General features: G+C 71.0%; 12 protein-coding genes and 2 riboswitches. Of the genes, 8 read left to right on the forward strand and 4 right to left on the reverse strand.

Features of this window, described 5'->3' with window-relative positions:
- The first annotated feature begins 179 nt into the window (after positions 1–179).
- A complete protein-coding gene (locus MW290_RS02085; protein WP_250195666.1) occupies positions 180–1331 on the forward strand; it encodes a porin in 1152 nt (383 codons plus the stop codon).
- A 22-nt stretch (positions 1332–1353) separates the two neighbouring features.
- On the opposite strand, the gene MW290_RS02090 is transcribed toward MW290_RS02085, so the two are convergent.
- Genes MW290_RS02090 through MW290_RS02100 form a run of 3 tightly spaced genes read right to left on the reverse strand, consistent with a single transcriptional unit; the run spans position 1354 to position 3228 of the window.
- Positions 1354–1782, reverse strand: coding sequence for an acyl-CoA thioesterase (locus tag MW290_RS02090; protein WP_250195667.1), 429 nt, complete (start codon positions 1780–1782; stop codon positions 1354–1356).
- Positions 1779–2438 (reverse strand): YceH family protein, encoded by a 660-nt coding sequence (locus MW290_RS02095; protein WP_250195668.1) that lies wholly within the window; start codon positions 2436–2438, stop codon positions 1779–1781. The genes MW290_RS02090 and MW290_RS02095 overlap by 4 nt, the downstream gene beginning before the upstream one ends.
- 7 nt (positions 2439–2445) lie before the next feature.
- Positions 2446–3228 carry an SDR family oxidoreductase gene (locus tag MW290_RS02100; protein ID WP_250195669.1) on the reverse strand — a complete coding sequence of 261 codons (783 nt, stop codon included), beginning with the start codon at positions 3226–3228 and terminating at the stop codon, positions 2446–2448.
- 165 nt (positions 3229–3393) lie between these two features.
- Here MW290_RS02100 and MW290_RS02105 point away from each other — a divergent pair, with 165 nt between their 5' ends.
- Genes MW290_RS02105 through MW290_RS02115 form a run of 3 tightly spaced genes read left to right on the forward strand, consistent with a single transcriptional unit; the run spans position 3394 to position 8049 of the window.
- On the forward strand, positions 3394–5079 hold the full coding sequence (locus MW290_RS02105; protein WP_250195670.1) for an electron transfer flavoprotein-ubiquinone oxidoreductase: 1686 nt from the start codon (positions 3394–3396) through the stop codon (positions 5077–5079).
- A gap of 16 nt (positions 5080–5095) precedes the next feature.
- Entirely contained in the window at positions 5096–6556 is a 1461-nt protein-coding gene (locus MW290_RS02110; RefSeq protein ID WP_250195671.1) for a DUF2868 domain-containing protein, read from the forward strand.
- Positions 6553–8049 (forward strand): GTPase, encoded by a 1497-nt coding sequence (locus tag MW290_RS02115; RefSeq protein ID WP_250195672.1) that lies wholly within the window; start codon positions 6553–6555, stop codon positions 8047–8049. Before MW290_RS02110 ends, MW290_RS02115 begins: the two co-directional genes overlap by 4 nt.
- A 34-nt stretch (positions 8050–8083) precedes the next feature.
- Here the strand turns inward: MW290_RS02115 and MW290_RS02120 are convergent, their stop codons facing one another.
- Positions 8084–8710, reverse strand: coding sequence for a nucleoside/nucleotide kinase family protein (locus MW290_RS02120; RefSeq protein ID WP_250195673.1), 627 nt, complete (start codon positions 8708–8710; stop codon positions 8084–8086).
- Positions 8711–8844: 134 nt separating this feature from the next.
- Between MW290_RS02120 and MW290_RS02125 the strand changes: the two genes are divergently transcribed.
- From MW290_RS02125 to gcvP, 4 genes are all read left to right on the forward strand, one after another.
- Complete coding sequence (locus MW290_RS02125) at positions 8845–8988, forward strand: hypothetical protein (protein ID WP_250195674.1); 144 nt, start codon at positions 8845–8847, stop codon at positions 8986–8988.
- 58 nt (positions 8989–9046) lie between these two features.
- A riboswitch (glycine riboswitch) is annotated at positions 9047–9135 on the forward strand.
- Between the two features lie 16 nt (positions 9136–9151).
- A riboswitch (glycine riboswitch) is annotated at positions 9152–9264 on the forward strand.
- Positions 9265–9342: 78 nt separating this feature from the next.
- On the forward strand, positions 9343–10458 hold the full coding sequence (gene gcvT, locus MW290_RS02130; RefSeq protein WP_250195675.1) for a glycine cleavage system aminomethyltransferase GcvT: 1116 nt from the start codon (positions 9343–9345) through the stop codon (positions 10456–10458).
- A 58-nt stretch (positions 10459–10516) separates the two neighbouring features.
- The gene (gene gcvH / locus MW290_RS02135; RefSeq protein WP_250195676.1) at positions 10517–10891 is read left to right on the forward strand and encodes a glycine cleavage system protein GcvH; all 375 of its coding nucleotides are present in this window, start codon (positions 10517–10519) and stop codon (positions 10889–10891) included.
- Between the two features lie 23 nt (positions 10892–10914).
- On the forward strand, positions 10915–13791 hold the full coding sequence (gcvP, locus tag MW290_RS02140) for an aminomethyl-transferring glycine dehydrogenase (RefSeq protein WP_250195677.1): 2877 nt from the start codon (positions 10915–10917) through the stop codon (positions 13789–13791).
- Positions 13792–13838: the final 47 nt, after the last annotated feature.

Raw genomic sequence — 13838 nt, forward strand, 5'->3', positions numbered from 1 at the left:
TGCCATCTGAAATTCAGTATAGCTAGTGCTTACCCAGGCTCAGCACCGGGGCCCGCGTGCGTCAGTCGCACACACCGACGGACACAAAGCGTTAACACCTAGTGTCAGATCACACCACCGCCCATTAGATTAATCGCACCAATCATTAGCCAATGCAATTGTTTGCATAGGAGACAAACGTGCCGCGCTCGATCTCGACCCTCACGCCCCTGGCCCTGGCCTCGCTGCTGGCCGCCTTCAGCCCGTTGGCGGGTGCACAAAGCAGCACCGTCACCATCTACGGCTCGCTCGACGCCTACGTGGCACGGCAGGACGGTTCGGGCGCGTCGGCGCGCCACGTCCTCAACAGCGGCTTCAACCCCAACAGCCTGGGTTTTGCCGGCCGTGAAGACCTGGGCGGCGGCCTGACGGCCGGCTTCACGCTCGAAGGCCAGCCCATGCTGGACACCGGCACCATGGGCCAGGGCGGCAAGTTCTTCGGTCGCCAGTCCAACCTGTGGCTGGAAGCCGCGGGCTATGGCCGCCTGACGGCCGGCCGCATCCACCTGCCCGGCCGTTCCTTCGCCATCAAGTACAGCGCCACCGGCTGGCTGGCGGTCGACCCGCTGGGCAACATGGCGTTGTCGGTGGGCAGCATGTTCGGCCCGCTGATGAACAGCGACAGCGTGGGCAGCCGCGTCAGCAATGCGCTGATGTACTCGTCACCGCGCTGGAACGGCTTCAGCTTCCAGCTGCTGCAGTCGGCCGGCGAAGGCGGGCCCTTCGCCGCCGGCCAGGCCAAGCTCACGCAGGTGGGCGCGGGCTACTCGGGCAACGGGCTGGACATCGACTTCGTCTACGCCCGGGTGCCGGCCCTGGCCGGCAACCAGCTGCCGCAGACTGACTATGCGGTGGGTGCCCAGTACGCGCTGGGCGGCGGATTCAAGCTGATGGCGTCGTACTTCTCGCACGAAGGCCTGTCGGTGGCCGCACCGGGCGGCACCACCGCCATCGCCAACTCCAAGGGCACCGACAAGACGGCGCTGGTGGGCATCACCTACACCAGCGGCGTGCACACCATCGGCGCCAGCTACGGCAACACCCAGGTGGCCGACGCGCACCGCGGCCGCCGCCCCGGCAACGTGACGGCGCCGTTCTCCACCGTGCTGGACGACGTCTCCGGTTTCTCGCTGGCCTACACCTATGCGCTCAGCAAGCGCACGCAGCTGTTCGCGGCCTACGGCAGCCTGAACAACGATGGCGTGGGCCAGGCTTCGTTCACGGTGGACCTGCGGCCCAGCCGTGGCGGCACCTCCACGCTGCTGGCCAGCGGCGTGCGGCACTCCTTCTGACGGGTCGAAGCCGGTGGGCGGTTCAGCCCACCGCCAGCGCCCGCAGCCAGTCGGGCAGCGGGATGGACCGCTCGGTGCTCACGTCGGTCCACACCAGCTTGCCGCCGCCGGTGGCGTAGGGCTGGCCAGGCTCGTCGGTGCGCTCCAGCGTCAGAAAGGTCTCGACGCTGCTGCGGCCGGCGCGGCCCAGGTAGTGGCGGGCCACCACGTCGGCCGGAAAGCGCAGCTGCCGCAGGAAGTTGCAGAAGGCATTGACCAGCACCGGGCCAGTGCCGTCGGCATACAGGTCGGCGCCGCCGCGGGCCTGGTGCAGCCAGTCCAGCCGCACCGTCTCGAAGTACCGGAAGTACATCGCGTTGTTCACGTGGCCGGCGGCGTCCATGTCGCCCCAGCGCACCGGGATGACCAGCGTGTGCACCAGGCGCTTGTTCTCGGGCAGGTCGAACCTCATGACGGGTCGATGCCCAGTTCGGCGGCCATGCGCTGCACCAGCGTGCGCAGCGCGGCCACCTCGGCCTGCAGCGCCGCGAAGTCTTCGGCGCTCACCGCCGGCGCGGCGGCGGCCGGCAGCGGTGGCAGCGGCCCGGTGCCCACGGCCACGGCGGGCACGTTGGCCTCGCCGCACAGCAGGTGGGCCCAGCGCGGCTCGCGCCCGCCGGGCGCACGCGGCAGCTTGATGACACGCGGCGGCGTCTTGCCGGCCAGCTCATCGAGAAAGGCTTCCACCGACGAGGTATCGGCAAAACGGTGCAGCCGCTCGCTGTTGGCGCGCAGCTCGGCGGCGGTCTGCGGGCCGCGCAGGGCCAGCACCGTCAACAGCGCGGCGGCGGCGCCGGGCACACCCAAGCCGCGCGGCATGTTGTGCTCGTAACGGGTCACGCGGGTGCCGCTCACCTCGTTGACCAGGTGCTGCTCGCGCAGGCCTTCGAGTGCCTGCAGCACCTCGGGCTCGGTCAGGCTCATCACCGGGTCGCGCGCGGTCTTCTGGTTGCAGCCGGCCACCAGCGCATTGAGCGACATCGGGTAGGTGTCGGGCACCGTGGCCTGCTTTTCCACCAGCACGGCCAGCACCCGGGCCTCGGCCAGCGTCAGGTCGCGTTGGCTCATCGCAGCGTCACACCCCGAAGCCGTCGTCGGCGGCGATCACCGCGCCGTTGATGAAGTGGCTCTCGTTGGCGCACAACATCATCAGCGCGGTGTCCAGGTCCTGCGGCTGGCCCACGCGCTTGCGCGGCAGCATCGAGATCAGCTTCTGACCCGATTCGCTGCTCCAGTGCTTGTGGTTGATCTCGGTGTCGATGTAGCCCGGGCACAGCGCGTTCACGTTGATGCCGTAGCGGCCCCACTCCAGCGCCATCGCCTTGGTCATGTGCACCACGGCGGCCTTGCTCATCGCATACACACCGATCTTGCCCAGCACCTTCAAACCGGCCATCGAAGCCACGTTGACGATGCGCCCGCCGGTGTAGGTACCGGGCGCCGAGCCGCTGGCGCGGGCGATCATGCGCTTGGCCACTTCCTGCGCCACGAAGAACGAGCCACGCGTGTTGGTGTTCATCACGTAGTCGTAGTCCTCGGGCGTCACGTCGGTCAGCTTCTGCGTGGTGCTGACGCCGGAGTTGTTGACGAGGATGTCGATCGCGCCCACCTCGGTCTCGGCATGGGCCACGCCGGCACGGATGCTGGTGGGGTCGGTCACGTCCATGCCCACCACGTGGGCGTCGCCACCGGCGCCTTCGATCTCGGCGCGCAGCGTCTTCAACCGGTCGACGCGGCGGGCGCTCAGCACCACGGCGGCACCGGCTTCGGCCAGCACCTTGGCGAAGTGGCAGCCCAGGCCGCTGGACGCGCCGGTGACCAGGGCGACACGGCCCGACAGATCGATCTTGTAACTCATGACTGAGGGCTCCTCGGACGAGGCTTCTTCATTCGGATCGGATGACGATAGCACGCAGCCAACGGGCTCCGAAGGGCTGTCGCGGGGCGGACGGCCCGTGCGAAGACCGCCACTTAGAATCCTGGGCTGAACAGAAGTCACGAACCCCGAGACAAGGAACGTCGGATGACCCCGCAGGAGATTCTTGAGCAATACGGCCCGCGCGAGGCCATGGAGTACGACGTGGTGATCGCGGGCGGCGGCCCGGCCGGCATGGCCACGGCCATCCGGCTCAAGCAGCTGGCGGCCGAGAAGGGCCAGGAAGTCTCGGTGGTGGTGCTCGAAAAGGGCAGCGAACCCGGCGCCCACATCCTGTCGGGCGCGGTGATGGACCCGATCGCGCTGAACGAGCTGCTGCCCAACTGGAAAGAGCTGGGCGCGCCGCTGAACCAGCCCGTCACCGGCGACGAAGTGCTGTTCATGAACGAAACCGGCGCCACCCGCACGCCGGACTGGCTGGTGCCCGACTGCTTCCACAACGAAGGCAACTACGTCATCAGCCTGGGCGCCGTCACCAAGTGGCTGGCCGAGCAGGCCGAGGGCCTGGGCGTGGAGATCTTCCCCGGCTTCACCGCCGCCGAAGTGCTCTACAACGACGACGGCTCGGTCAAGGGCGTGGCCACCGGCAACCAGGGCATCGGCAAGGACGGTGAACCCACCGAAGCCTTCCAGCTGGGCATGGAGCTGCACGGCAAGTACACCGTGTTCGCCGAAGGTTCGCGTGGCCACCTGGGCAAGCAGCTGATCGCCCGCTTCAAGCTGGACGAAGGCAAGGACCCGCAGAGCTACGCGCTGGGCGTCAAGGAGCTGTGGGAGATTCCGGCCGACAAGGCCAAGCCCGGCCTGGTGGTGCACACCGCCGGCTGGCCGATGGAAGCCGACACCTATGGCGGCGGATTCCTCTACCACCTGGAAGGCAACAAGGTCACGCTGGGCTTCGTCACCGGGCTGGACTACAAGAACCCCTACCTCAGCCCCTTTGAAGAGATGCAGCGCTGGAAGACGCACCCCAGCATCCGCGCGCACATCGAAGGCGGCAAGCGCATCGGCTACGGCGCCCGCGCCATCACGGCCGGCGGCATCCTGAGCCTGCCCAAGACCGTGTTCCCGGGCGGCGCACTGGTGGGCTGCGACGCCGGCTACCTGAATGCCGCGCGCATCAAGGGCAGCCATGCCGCCATCAAGACCGGCATGCTGTGCGCCGAGGCCGCCTTCGAGGCCGTGACCGCCGGCCGCCAGCACGACGAGCTGGCCGCCTACCCGGCCGCCTTCGAGCAGAGCTGGCTCAAGCAGGAGCTGGAGAAGTCGCGCAACTTCAAGCAGTGGTTCAAGAAGGGCGTCTACGTCGGCTCGATCATGACCGGCATCGAGCAGTGGCTGCTGCCCAAGCTGGGCATGCAAAGCCCGCCCTGGACCATCCACCGCACCGAAGCCGACCACACCCGGCTGCTGCCGGCGGCCCAATGCCAGCCCATCGCCTATCCCAAGCCCGATGGCAAGCTGACCTTCGACCGCCTGTCGTCGGTGTTCATCAGCAACACCAACCACGAAGAGAACCAGCCGGCGCACCTGACGCTCAAGGACGCCAGCGTGCCGGTGGCCATCAACCTGGCCCAGTACGCCGGCCCCGAAAGCCGCTACTGCCCGGCCGGCGTGTACGAGTTCGTGAAGAACGCCGACAACAGCGACCGCCTGCAGATCAATGCGCAGAACTGCGTGCACTGCAAGACCTGCGACATCAAGGACCCCACGCAGAACATCGTGTGGGTGACGCCGGAAGGCGGCGGCGGACCCAACTACGCCGGCATGTAAGGCCGCCGGCCGCACCGTGACCGAAGACGAAGCGCGCCGCATCACGCTGCTGCGCGCCTTCGAGGCGCCGCTGACGCCGCCCTGGACCGAGGCCGACGCCGCCGCGGCCAGCGCGGAAGCCGCCCGCACCGTGGGCGAGGCGGCGGCGCCGGCGCGTTACCTGAGCACCCGCGCCAATGCGGGGCTGCAAATGCTGCTGCCGCGCGAGCCGGCCGCCGCGCGGCTGCTGCGGGCGAGCCGCGCCACGCGCTGGCCCGGCCTGCTGCTGGTGGCCGCCGCCGCGGCACTGGGCCTGGCCACGCCGGCCCTGGGCGAATCGCAACGGCTGAACCTGCTGGCCCCGCCGCTGCTGGGGCTGATCGGCTGGAACCTGCTGGTGTACGCGGTGCTGGCCGCCATGGCCCTGGCGCGCGGGCTGGGACGCGGCCGGGCGGCTGCTCCAACTGCCACTGCCGACAACACCGGCGCCGCACCGACCGGCGCGGGCTGGCTGCACCGCCTGCTGGCGGCACCCGGTTGGAGCCGAGCCGCCGCCGCGGCGGGTCTGGCACCGGCCGCAACCGACCCACCTGCCAACGCCTTGGCCCGCACCGCCCTGTCAAGCTTCACCCGGCGCTGGGCCGCACTGGCCGCGCCGCTGTGGTCGGCCCGCGCCGCGGCCTGGCTGCATGCGGCCGCCGCCGCGCTGGTGGTGGGCGTGCTGGCCTCGATGTACCTGCGCGGCCTGGCGCTGGAGTTCCGCGCCGGCTGGGACAGCACCTTCCTCTCGCCCGCCGCCGTGCACACCTTGCTGCAGGCCTGGCTGGGCCCGGCCTCGGCGCTCAGCGGCATCGCGCTCCCGGGCGTGGACGAGCTGGCGCGGCTGCGCTTCTCTCAAGGTCCGGGCGAAAACGCCGCCCGCTGGATCCACCTGCATGCGCTCACCGCTGCCGGCCTGGTGCTGCTGCCGCGGCTGCTGCTGGCCGCTGCGGCAGGCCTGCGCGCCCGCCGGCTGGCCGCGGACTTTCCGCTGCCCCTGGACGACGCCTACAGCCTGCGCCTGCTGCGCAGCCACCGCGGCCAGCCGCTGCCGCTGCGGGTGCAGCCCTTCGGCTACCGGGCGCCTGCCGCCTCGGTGGAAGGGCTGGAACGCGTGCTGCGCCACAGCTTCGGCGAGCAGGCGCAGCCGCAGTGGGCCCTGCCGCTGCAGGAAGCCGACGAGCTGGCCGGCCCGGCGCCCGCGCTGCTGCTGTTCACCCTGGCCGCCACGCCCGAACGTGAAACCCACGGCGCCGCCGCCGCGGCCTGGCCCGAGGCGCGGCTGCTGGTGGACACCGCCGGCTTCGCCCAGCGCTTCGGCGCCGACCGCACCCGCCAGCGCCGCGAAGCCTGGCTGAAGATGCTGGCCGGCCTGGGCCGCACGCCGGTGTTCATCGACCTGCAGCAGCCCGATCTGGCCGCCGCCGAGGCCGACCTGCAGTCCACTCGCGCGTCATGACTTCGGACCCCCAAGTCATTGGCCTCAGCTTGGTCAGCCACACCAACGTGGGCAAGACCACCCTGGCCCGCACGCTGCTGGGCCGCGACATCGGCGAGGTGCGCGACGAGGCCCATGTCACCGAGGTGGCCGAGCGCCATGCGATGGTGCAAAGCCCGGCCGGCGACCGGCTGGACCTGTGGGACACGCCCGGCTTCGGCGACAGCGTGCGCCTGGCGCGCCGGCTGGAGCAGGCGGGCAACCCGATCGGCTGGTTCCTGGCCGAGGTGTGGGACCGTTTCCGCCACAAGCCGTTCTGGTCGGCCCAGCGCGCGATGCGCAACGTGCTGGAACAGGCCGACGTGGTGCTGTACCTGGTCAACGCCGCCGAATCGCCCGACGACGCCGGCTACCTGGACGCCGAGCTGCGCGTGCTGGAACTGCTGGGCAAGCCGGTGGTGGTGCTGCTGAACCAGCTGGGCCCGCCGCAGCCGCGCGAGGTGGAAGCGGCGCAGCGCCAGGCCTGGGCGCAGCGGGTGAAACGGCCGGTGCTGGCGCTGGACGCCTTCGCCCGCTGCTGGGTGCAGGAAGGCCGGCTGCTGCAGGCGGTGGCCGACGCCCTGCCCGCCGCCCGCCAGCCCGCAATGGCCCGGCTGCAGGCCGCCTGGTTGCAGCGCAGCCAGGCGGTTTTGCACCAGGCGATGGCCGAGCTGGCGCGCCGCCTGGCCCGCGCCGCCGCCGACCGTGAAACCCTGCCCGACGGCGGCTGGACCGGCCGGCTGAAGGAGCTGGGCAGTTCGGTCGGACGCACGGTCGGCCGGGCCATCGGCCTTGAACCGGCCGATGCCGACGGCCCGCAGACACGTGCGATGGCGGCGCTGGCCGCACGCGTGGCCGACGACACCCGCCAGTCCACGGACCGGCTGATCGCGCTGCACGGCCTGGACGGCCGCGCCACCGACACCGTGCTGGCGCGGGTGGCCGAGCAGTTTGCGCTGCGCGCCCCGGTCGACGAAGGCCGCGCCGCGTTGTGGGGCGGCGCCCTGACCGGCGCGCTGGCCGGCCTCAAGGCCGACGTGCTGAGCGGCGGCCTGACGCTGGGCGGCGGCATGCTGGCCGGCGGGCTGCTGGGCGCGCTGGGCGCGGCCGGGCTGGCGCGCGGCTTCAACCTGATGCGCGGGGTGGAAGCGCCTAGCGTGGCCTGGTCGGACACCGCGCTGGACGAGATGGCGCACGGCGCGCTGCTGGGCTACCTGAACGTGGCCCACTTCGGCCGCGGCCGCGGCGGCTGGACGGCGACCGAACACCCGCCCTTCTGGAACGACGCGGTGGCCGCGGCCATAGCCCGCCACCGGCCGGCGCTGCACGCGGTGTGGGAGCAGCGCGCCGAAGGCGCCACAGCCGACGGGTTGCAAGCCGGCCTGGACGCCTGGCTGCGCACGGTCAGCGCCGATCTGCTGGGCAGCCTCTACCCCGACGATCGGGGCGCGCTGCAGCCGCCCTCGGCCGGCTGAGCGGGCAGGCCGGACGCTGTCAGGTCGCCAGGCTTCAGCCGAAGTTCAGCACCCAGTCCGCCCGCCCCCGCGTCGCCTCGATGCGCCGAGCATTCGGCTCATCGCTGCGCGCCACCCAGGCGCGCGCCGCTTCGGGCGAGCGGCCGAAGCGCTCGTGGCGGGCGATCAGGCGCTGCAGCCGGGTCGGCTCGTCGCCGTCCACGTACCAGGCTTCGGTGAGCAGCGGGCGCACGGCGGCCCAGGGGCCGTCGTCCATCAGCAGGTAGTTGCCCTCGGTGATCACCAGCGGCACCTCGGCCGGCACCGCGATGGCGCCGGCCACCGGCTCCTCGATCTCGCGGCGGAATTCAGGCGCGTACACCGTCTCGCCAGGCTGCGGGCGCGCCAGCCGGGCCAGCAGCGTGGCGTAACCGCCAGCGTCAAACGTGTCGGGCGCGCCCTTGCGGTCGGCGCGGCCCAGGCGCTCCAACTCGGCCTGCGCCAGGTGGAAGCCGTCCATCGGCACCACCACGGCACGCGCGCCCAGGGCGTGCGCAAGTGCTTGTGCCAGCGTGGATTTTCCGGCGCCGGGGGTGCCGACCAGACCCAGGATCACACGGCCGCCGGCGGCCAGCAGGCGCTCGACGCGGGCCAGCGCCTCGGCCGGAACGGGCACCGGCAACGTTGTTACCGGTAGGGGAAAAGCTGCAGCAAGCTTTGTCATCCGAATGCGGGGGTGGGTCGTTAGGGGGTCACGCGGCACGAATGCAAGCCGCGAGTTGACCCGCCATGATGATCCAGAAATCCGCTCATCCCGTGCCCGCCCACCACAGCCGCCGTGCCGAACGTTTCGAGCCGCCGGCCGACAAGGGCCAGAAGTACGAGCCTTTCCTGGTGCCCGCGATGGGCCGCGACCGCCGCAGCATGGCGCAGGAACTGCGCATGGACCAGCGCCGCTGATCCTCCTCGGGGCGGCGCACCGGCCGGGGCCGCCAGCGCCTCGGCTACACTGCCCGCCGCCAGGAGAGAGTTGCCGCGGCATACCACCGCGGCGGCCGCCGAAGGCGCAGGGGTCCACACCCCGAACGCTCAGGCAAAAGGACTGGCAAGACGCCCGACCCGGGCGTTCCTCACTGGAGAGAGGCGGGCCCCGAGCCCGCCCACCGAAGGGGCAAGCAGCGCCGCGCAACCGCCGGTGCCGCCAATCTCTCAGGTAAAGCGGACAGCGAGGGCATCCCCCCACCTTCATCGCCTTTGGCGGTAGGGTGGGCGATCGATGGCCCCTTCGCTTACACCCTGACCCGGGAGACATGGATGTCCGCCGACCTGCTCCAGACGCCCCTGCACGCGTTGCACCTTGAACTGGGCGCCAAGATGGTGCCCTTTGCCGGCTATGCCATGCCGGTCAACTACCCCGGCGGCATCATGGCCGAGCACCGGCAGTGCCGCGAATCGGCCGCGCTGTTCGACGTCTCGCACATGGGCCAGCTGCGCCTGCCCGATGCACCGGCCGCCGCCGCCGCGCTCGAGACCCTGGTGCCGGCCGACATCGTCGACCTGGCTGTGGGCAAGCAGCGCTACACCCAGTTCACCAATGCCTCCGGCGGCATCCTGGACGACCTGATGATCACCCGGCGCGAGGACGACCTCTTCGTCGTCGTCAATGCCGCCTGCAAGGCCGACGACCTGCGCCACCTGCAGACGCACATCGGCCACCGCTGCCAGATCGTGCCGCTGCCCGACCGCGCGCTGCTGGCGCTGCAGGGGCCGCAGGCCGTCACCGCGCTGCAGCGGCTGAACGCCGGCGTCGCCGCCCTCACCTTCATGACCGGCGGCCACTTCGTGCTGGCGGGCGTGGACTGCTTCGTCACCCGCTCGGGCTACACCGGCGAAGACGGCTTCGAGATCTCGGTGCCGGCCGAGGCCGCGGTGGACCTCGCGCGCCAGCTGCTGGCCCAGCCCGAGGTCAAGCCCGCCGGCCTGGGCGCGCGCGACACGCTGCGGCTGGAAGCGGGCCTGTGCCTGTACGGCCACGACATCGACACCACCACCTCGCCGGTGGAAGCCGGCCTCGCCTGGTCCATCCAGAAGGTGCGCCGCCCGGGCGGCGCCCGCGCCGGCCACTACCCTGGCGCCGCCACCATCGAGAAGCACCTGGCCGGCGCCGCGCCCAGCAAGCGCGTGGGCCTGGTGGGGCTGGAACGTGTGCCCGTGCGCGAAGGCGCGGTGCTGCACGATGCCCACGGCCACAAGCTGGGCCATGTGACCAGCGGCACGCTGGCGCCCACCGTCAACCAGCCGATCGCGATGGCCTACGTGGCCATCAACCACGCCCACCCGGGCAACGAGGTGTATGCCGACGTGCGCGGCAAGCGCCTGCCGATGCGGGTGTGCGCGATGCCCTTCGCCCCGCACCGCTACCAGCGCTGAACACGGCGCTGCCCGCTTTTCTCTTCTTCCCTCACCGCCCGAACCCAGGAGCGACTCCATGACCATCAAGTTCACCAACGACCACGAGTGGATCAACACCGCCGATGCCGGCGCCGCCGTGGTCGGCATCACGCCGCATGCGCAGGACGCGCTGGGCGACGTGGTGTTCGTCGACCTGCCCGAAGTGGGCAAGACCTTCAGCCAGGGCGACGTGGCCGGCGTGGTGGAGTCGGTCAAGGCCGCCGCCGACCTGTTCATGCCCGTCACCGGTGAGGTGGTGGAAGTGAACGAGGCGCTGCGCGCCGACCCGTCGCTGGCCAACTCCGACCCCACCGGCGCCGGCTGGTTCTTCAAGGTCAAGGTGGCCGACGCCAGCCAGTTCGATGCGCTGATGGACGAGCCGGCCTACCAGGACCTGCTCAAGACCCTCTGACCCTCGCCTGATAGAGCCCTTCCATGCTGATGTCCGCCCTCCAGCCGCTTGGCGACCTCGAGAACGAGGCCGAATTCACCGCCCGCCACATCGGGCCCGATGCCGCCGACGAGGCGCGCATGCTGTCGGTGATCGGGGCGGCATCGCGCCGCGCACTGATCGACGCGATCGTGCCGCGCGCCATCGCGCGGGGCGCGGCGATGAAGCTGCCCGCCCCGCTGACCGAAGCCCAGGCGCTGGCCGAGCTGAAGTCGGTGGCCGCGCGCAACCAGCTGCTCAAGAGCTTCATCGGCCAGGGTTACCACGGCACGCTCACGCCGCCGGTCATCCTGCGCAACATCCTCGAGAACCCGGCCTGGTACACCGCCTACACGCCCTACCAGGCCGAGATCTCGCAGGGCCGCATGGAAGCGCTGCTCAACTTCCAGACCATGGTCACCGACCTCACCGGCATGGCCATCGCCAATGCGTCGATGCTGGACGAGGCCACCGCCGCGGCCGAAGCCATGACGCTGGCGCTGCGGGTGGGCAAGAGCAAAAGCAGCACCTTCTTCGTGGCCGACGACGTACTGCCGCAGACGCTGGCGGTGGTGCGCACCCGCGCCGAGCCGCTGGGCATCACCGTGCAGGTGGGCCCGGCCGAAGAGGCCGGCAGCGCGCCCGCCTTTGCCGCGCTGCTGCAGTACCCGGGCGTGAGCGGCCGCGTGCGCGACCTGCGCCCGCTGATCGATGCGGTGCATGCCCAGGGCGGCCTGGCCATCGTCGCGGCCGACCTGCTGTCGCTGGCGCTGCTGCTGCCGCCGGGTGAACAGGGCGCCGACATCGTGGTGGGCAACACCCAGCGCTTCGGCATGCCGATGGGCGCGGGCGGCCCGCATGCCGCCTACATGGCCACGCGCGACGAGTTCAAGCGCTCGCTGCCCGGCCGCCTGGTAGGCGTGAGCGTGGATGCGCACGGCGCGCCCGCCTACCGCCTGGCGCTGCAGACGCGTGAGCAGCACATCCGCCGCGAGAAGGCCACCTCCAACATCTGCACCGCGCAGGTGCTGCCGGCCGTGGTGGCCAGCATGTACGCCGTGTACCACGGGCCCGAGGGCCTGAAGCGCATCGCCCGCCGCGTGGCCAGCTACACCGCGCTGCTGGCCGCCGAGTTGCAGCAGGCCGGCTTCACGCTGGCCACGGCCGAGGCCTTCGACACCCTGGAAGTGCTGACCGGCGAACGCACCGGCACGCTGCTGGCCGCGGCCGAGGCCGCCGGCATGAACCTGCGCCGCGCCAGCGCCAGCTCGCTGGGCATCACGCTGGACGAGACCACCACCCGCGCCGACCTGGCCGCGCTGCTGCGCGTGTTCACCGGCCGCGCCGATGCGCAGCCCGACTTCGCACGGCACGAAGGCGGCATCGCCGCGCTGATTCCGCCGCAGCTGCGGCGCGCCAGCGACTTCCTGTCGCACCCGGTGTTCAACACCCACCACAGCGAAACCGAGATGCTGCGCTACATCCGCAGCCTGTCGGACAAGGACCTGGCGCTGGACCGCACGATGATCCCGTTGGGCTCGTGCACGATGAAGCTGAACGCCACCAGCGAGATGATTCCCATCACCTGGCCCGAGTTCGCGCAGGTGCATCCCTATGCACCGGCCGAGCAGCAGCAGGGCTATGCGCTGCTGAACCAGCAGCTGTGCGACTGGCTGGTGCAGGCCACCGGCTATGCGGGCGTGAGCCTGCAGCCCAATGCCGGCTCGCAGGGTGAGTACGCCGGCCTGCTGGCCATCCGCGGCTGGCACCTGTCGCGTGGCGATGCGCAGCGCTCCGTCTGCCTGATCCCCGAATCCGCCCACGGCACCAACCCCGCCAGCGCGCAGATGGTGGGCATGCAGGTGGTGGGCGTGAAGTGCGACGCGCTGGGCAACGTCGACCTGGCCGACCTGCAGGCCAAGTGCGAGAAGCACAGCGCCCAGCTGGCGGCGGTGATGATCACCTACCCCTCCACCTACGGCGTGTTCGAGCCGCGGGTCAAGGAGCTGTGCGCACTGGTGCACCAGCACGGCGGCCGGGTGTACGTGGACGGCGCCAACATGAATGCGCTGGTGGGCGTGGCCGCGCCGGGTGAGTTCGGCGGCGACGTCAGCCACCTCAACCTGCACAAGACCTTCTGCATCCCGCACGGCGGCGGCGGCCCGGGCGTGGGCCCGGTGTGCGTGGCGGCCGATCTGGTGCCCTTCCTGCCTGGCGCAGGCGTGGGCCCGGTGTCGGCGGCGCCGCTGGGCAATGCCGCGGTGCTGCCCATCACCTGGATGTACATCCGCATGATGGGCAGCGAGGGGCTGACGGCGGCCACCGAGACGGCCATCCTCAGCGCCAACTACGTGGCGGCGCGGCTGGCCGACCACTACGACATCCACTTCAGCGGCGAGCTGCCCGGCATCAAGGGCGGCGGCGTGGCGCACGAGTGCATCCTGGACCTGCGGCCCTTGAAGGACAGCAGCGGCGTCAGTGCCGAGGACGTGGCCAAGCGGCTGATCGACTACGGCTTCCATGCGCCCACGCTCAGCTTTCCGGTGGCTGGCACGTTGATGGTGGAGCCCACCGAGAGCGAGCCGCTGAAGGAGCTGGACCGCTTCTGCGACGCGATGATCGCCATCCGCGAAGAGATCGCGAAGATCGAGCGAGGCGAGTGGCCGCGCGACGACCAGCCGCTGAAGCACGCGCCGCACACTGCCGAGGCGCTGCTGGCCGCCGACTGGCCGCATGCCTACAGCCGCGAGCAGGCCGCCTACCCGGTGCCGGCGCTGCGCAAGGCCAAGTACTGGTCGCCGGTGGGTCGGGTGGACAACGTCTACGGCGACCGCAACCTGTTCTGCAGTTGCGTGCCGATGTCGGAGTACGCCAGCGAGTGAGCCAAAACGGCGGCGCGCGCTTATCCTGCGCGCACCCCTGTTACAAG

The organism is Aquincola tertiaricarbonis, assembly GCF_023573145.1.
GTDB classification, from domain to species: Bacteria; Pseudomonadota; Gammaproteobacteria; order Burkholderiales; family Burkholderiaceae_C; genus Aquincola; species Aquincola tertiaricarbonis_B.

What these genes read in the sequence shown, in the direction of transcription:
- MW290_RS02105 (WP_250195670.1), top strand. Translation starts at nt 3,394, where the DNA reads ATGACCCCGCAGGAGATTCTTGAGCAATACGGCCCGCGCGAGGCCATG.
- MW290_RS02115 (WP_250195672.1), top strand. Translation starts at nt 6,553, where the DNA reads ATGACTTCGGACCCCCAAGTCATTGGCCTCAGCTTGGTCAGCCACACC.
- gcvP (WP_250195677.1), top strand. Translation starts at nt 10,915, where the DNA reads ATGCTGATGTCCGCCCTCCAGCCGCTTGGCGACCTCGAGAACGAGGCC.
- MW290_RS02100 (WP_250195669.1), bottom strand. Translation starts at nt 3,228, where the DNA reads ATGAGTTACAAGATCGATCTGTCGGGCCGTGTCGCCCTGGTCACCGGC.
- gcvT (WP_250195675.1), top strand. Translation starts at nt 9,343, where the DNA reads ATGTCCGCCGACCTGCTCCAGACGCCCCTGCACGCGTTGCACCTTGAA.
- MW290_RS02095 (WP_250195668.1), bottom strand. Translation starts at nt 2,438, where the DNA reads ATGAGCCAACGCGACCTGACGCTGGCCGAGGCCCGGGTGCTGGCCGTG.
- gcvH (WP_250195676.1), top strand. Translation starts at nt 10,517, where the DNA reads ATGACCATCAAGTTCACCAACGACCACGAGTGGATCAACACCGCCGAT.
- MW290_RS02090 (WP_250195667.1), bottom strand. Translation starts at nt 1,782, where the DNA reads ATGAGGTTCGACCTGCCCGAGAACAAGCGCCTGGTGCACACGCTGGTC.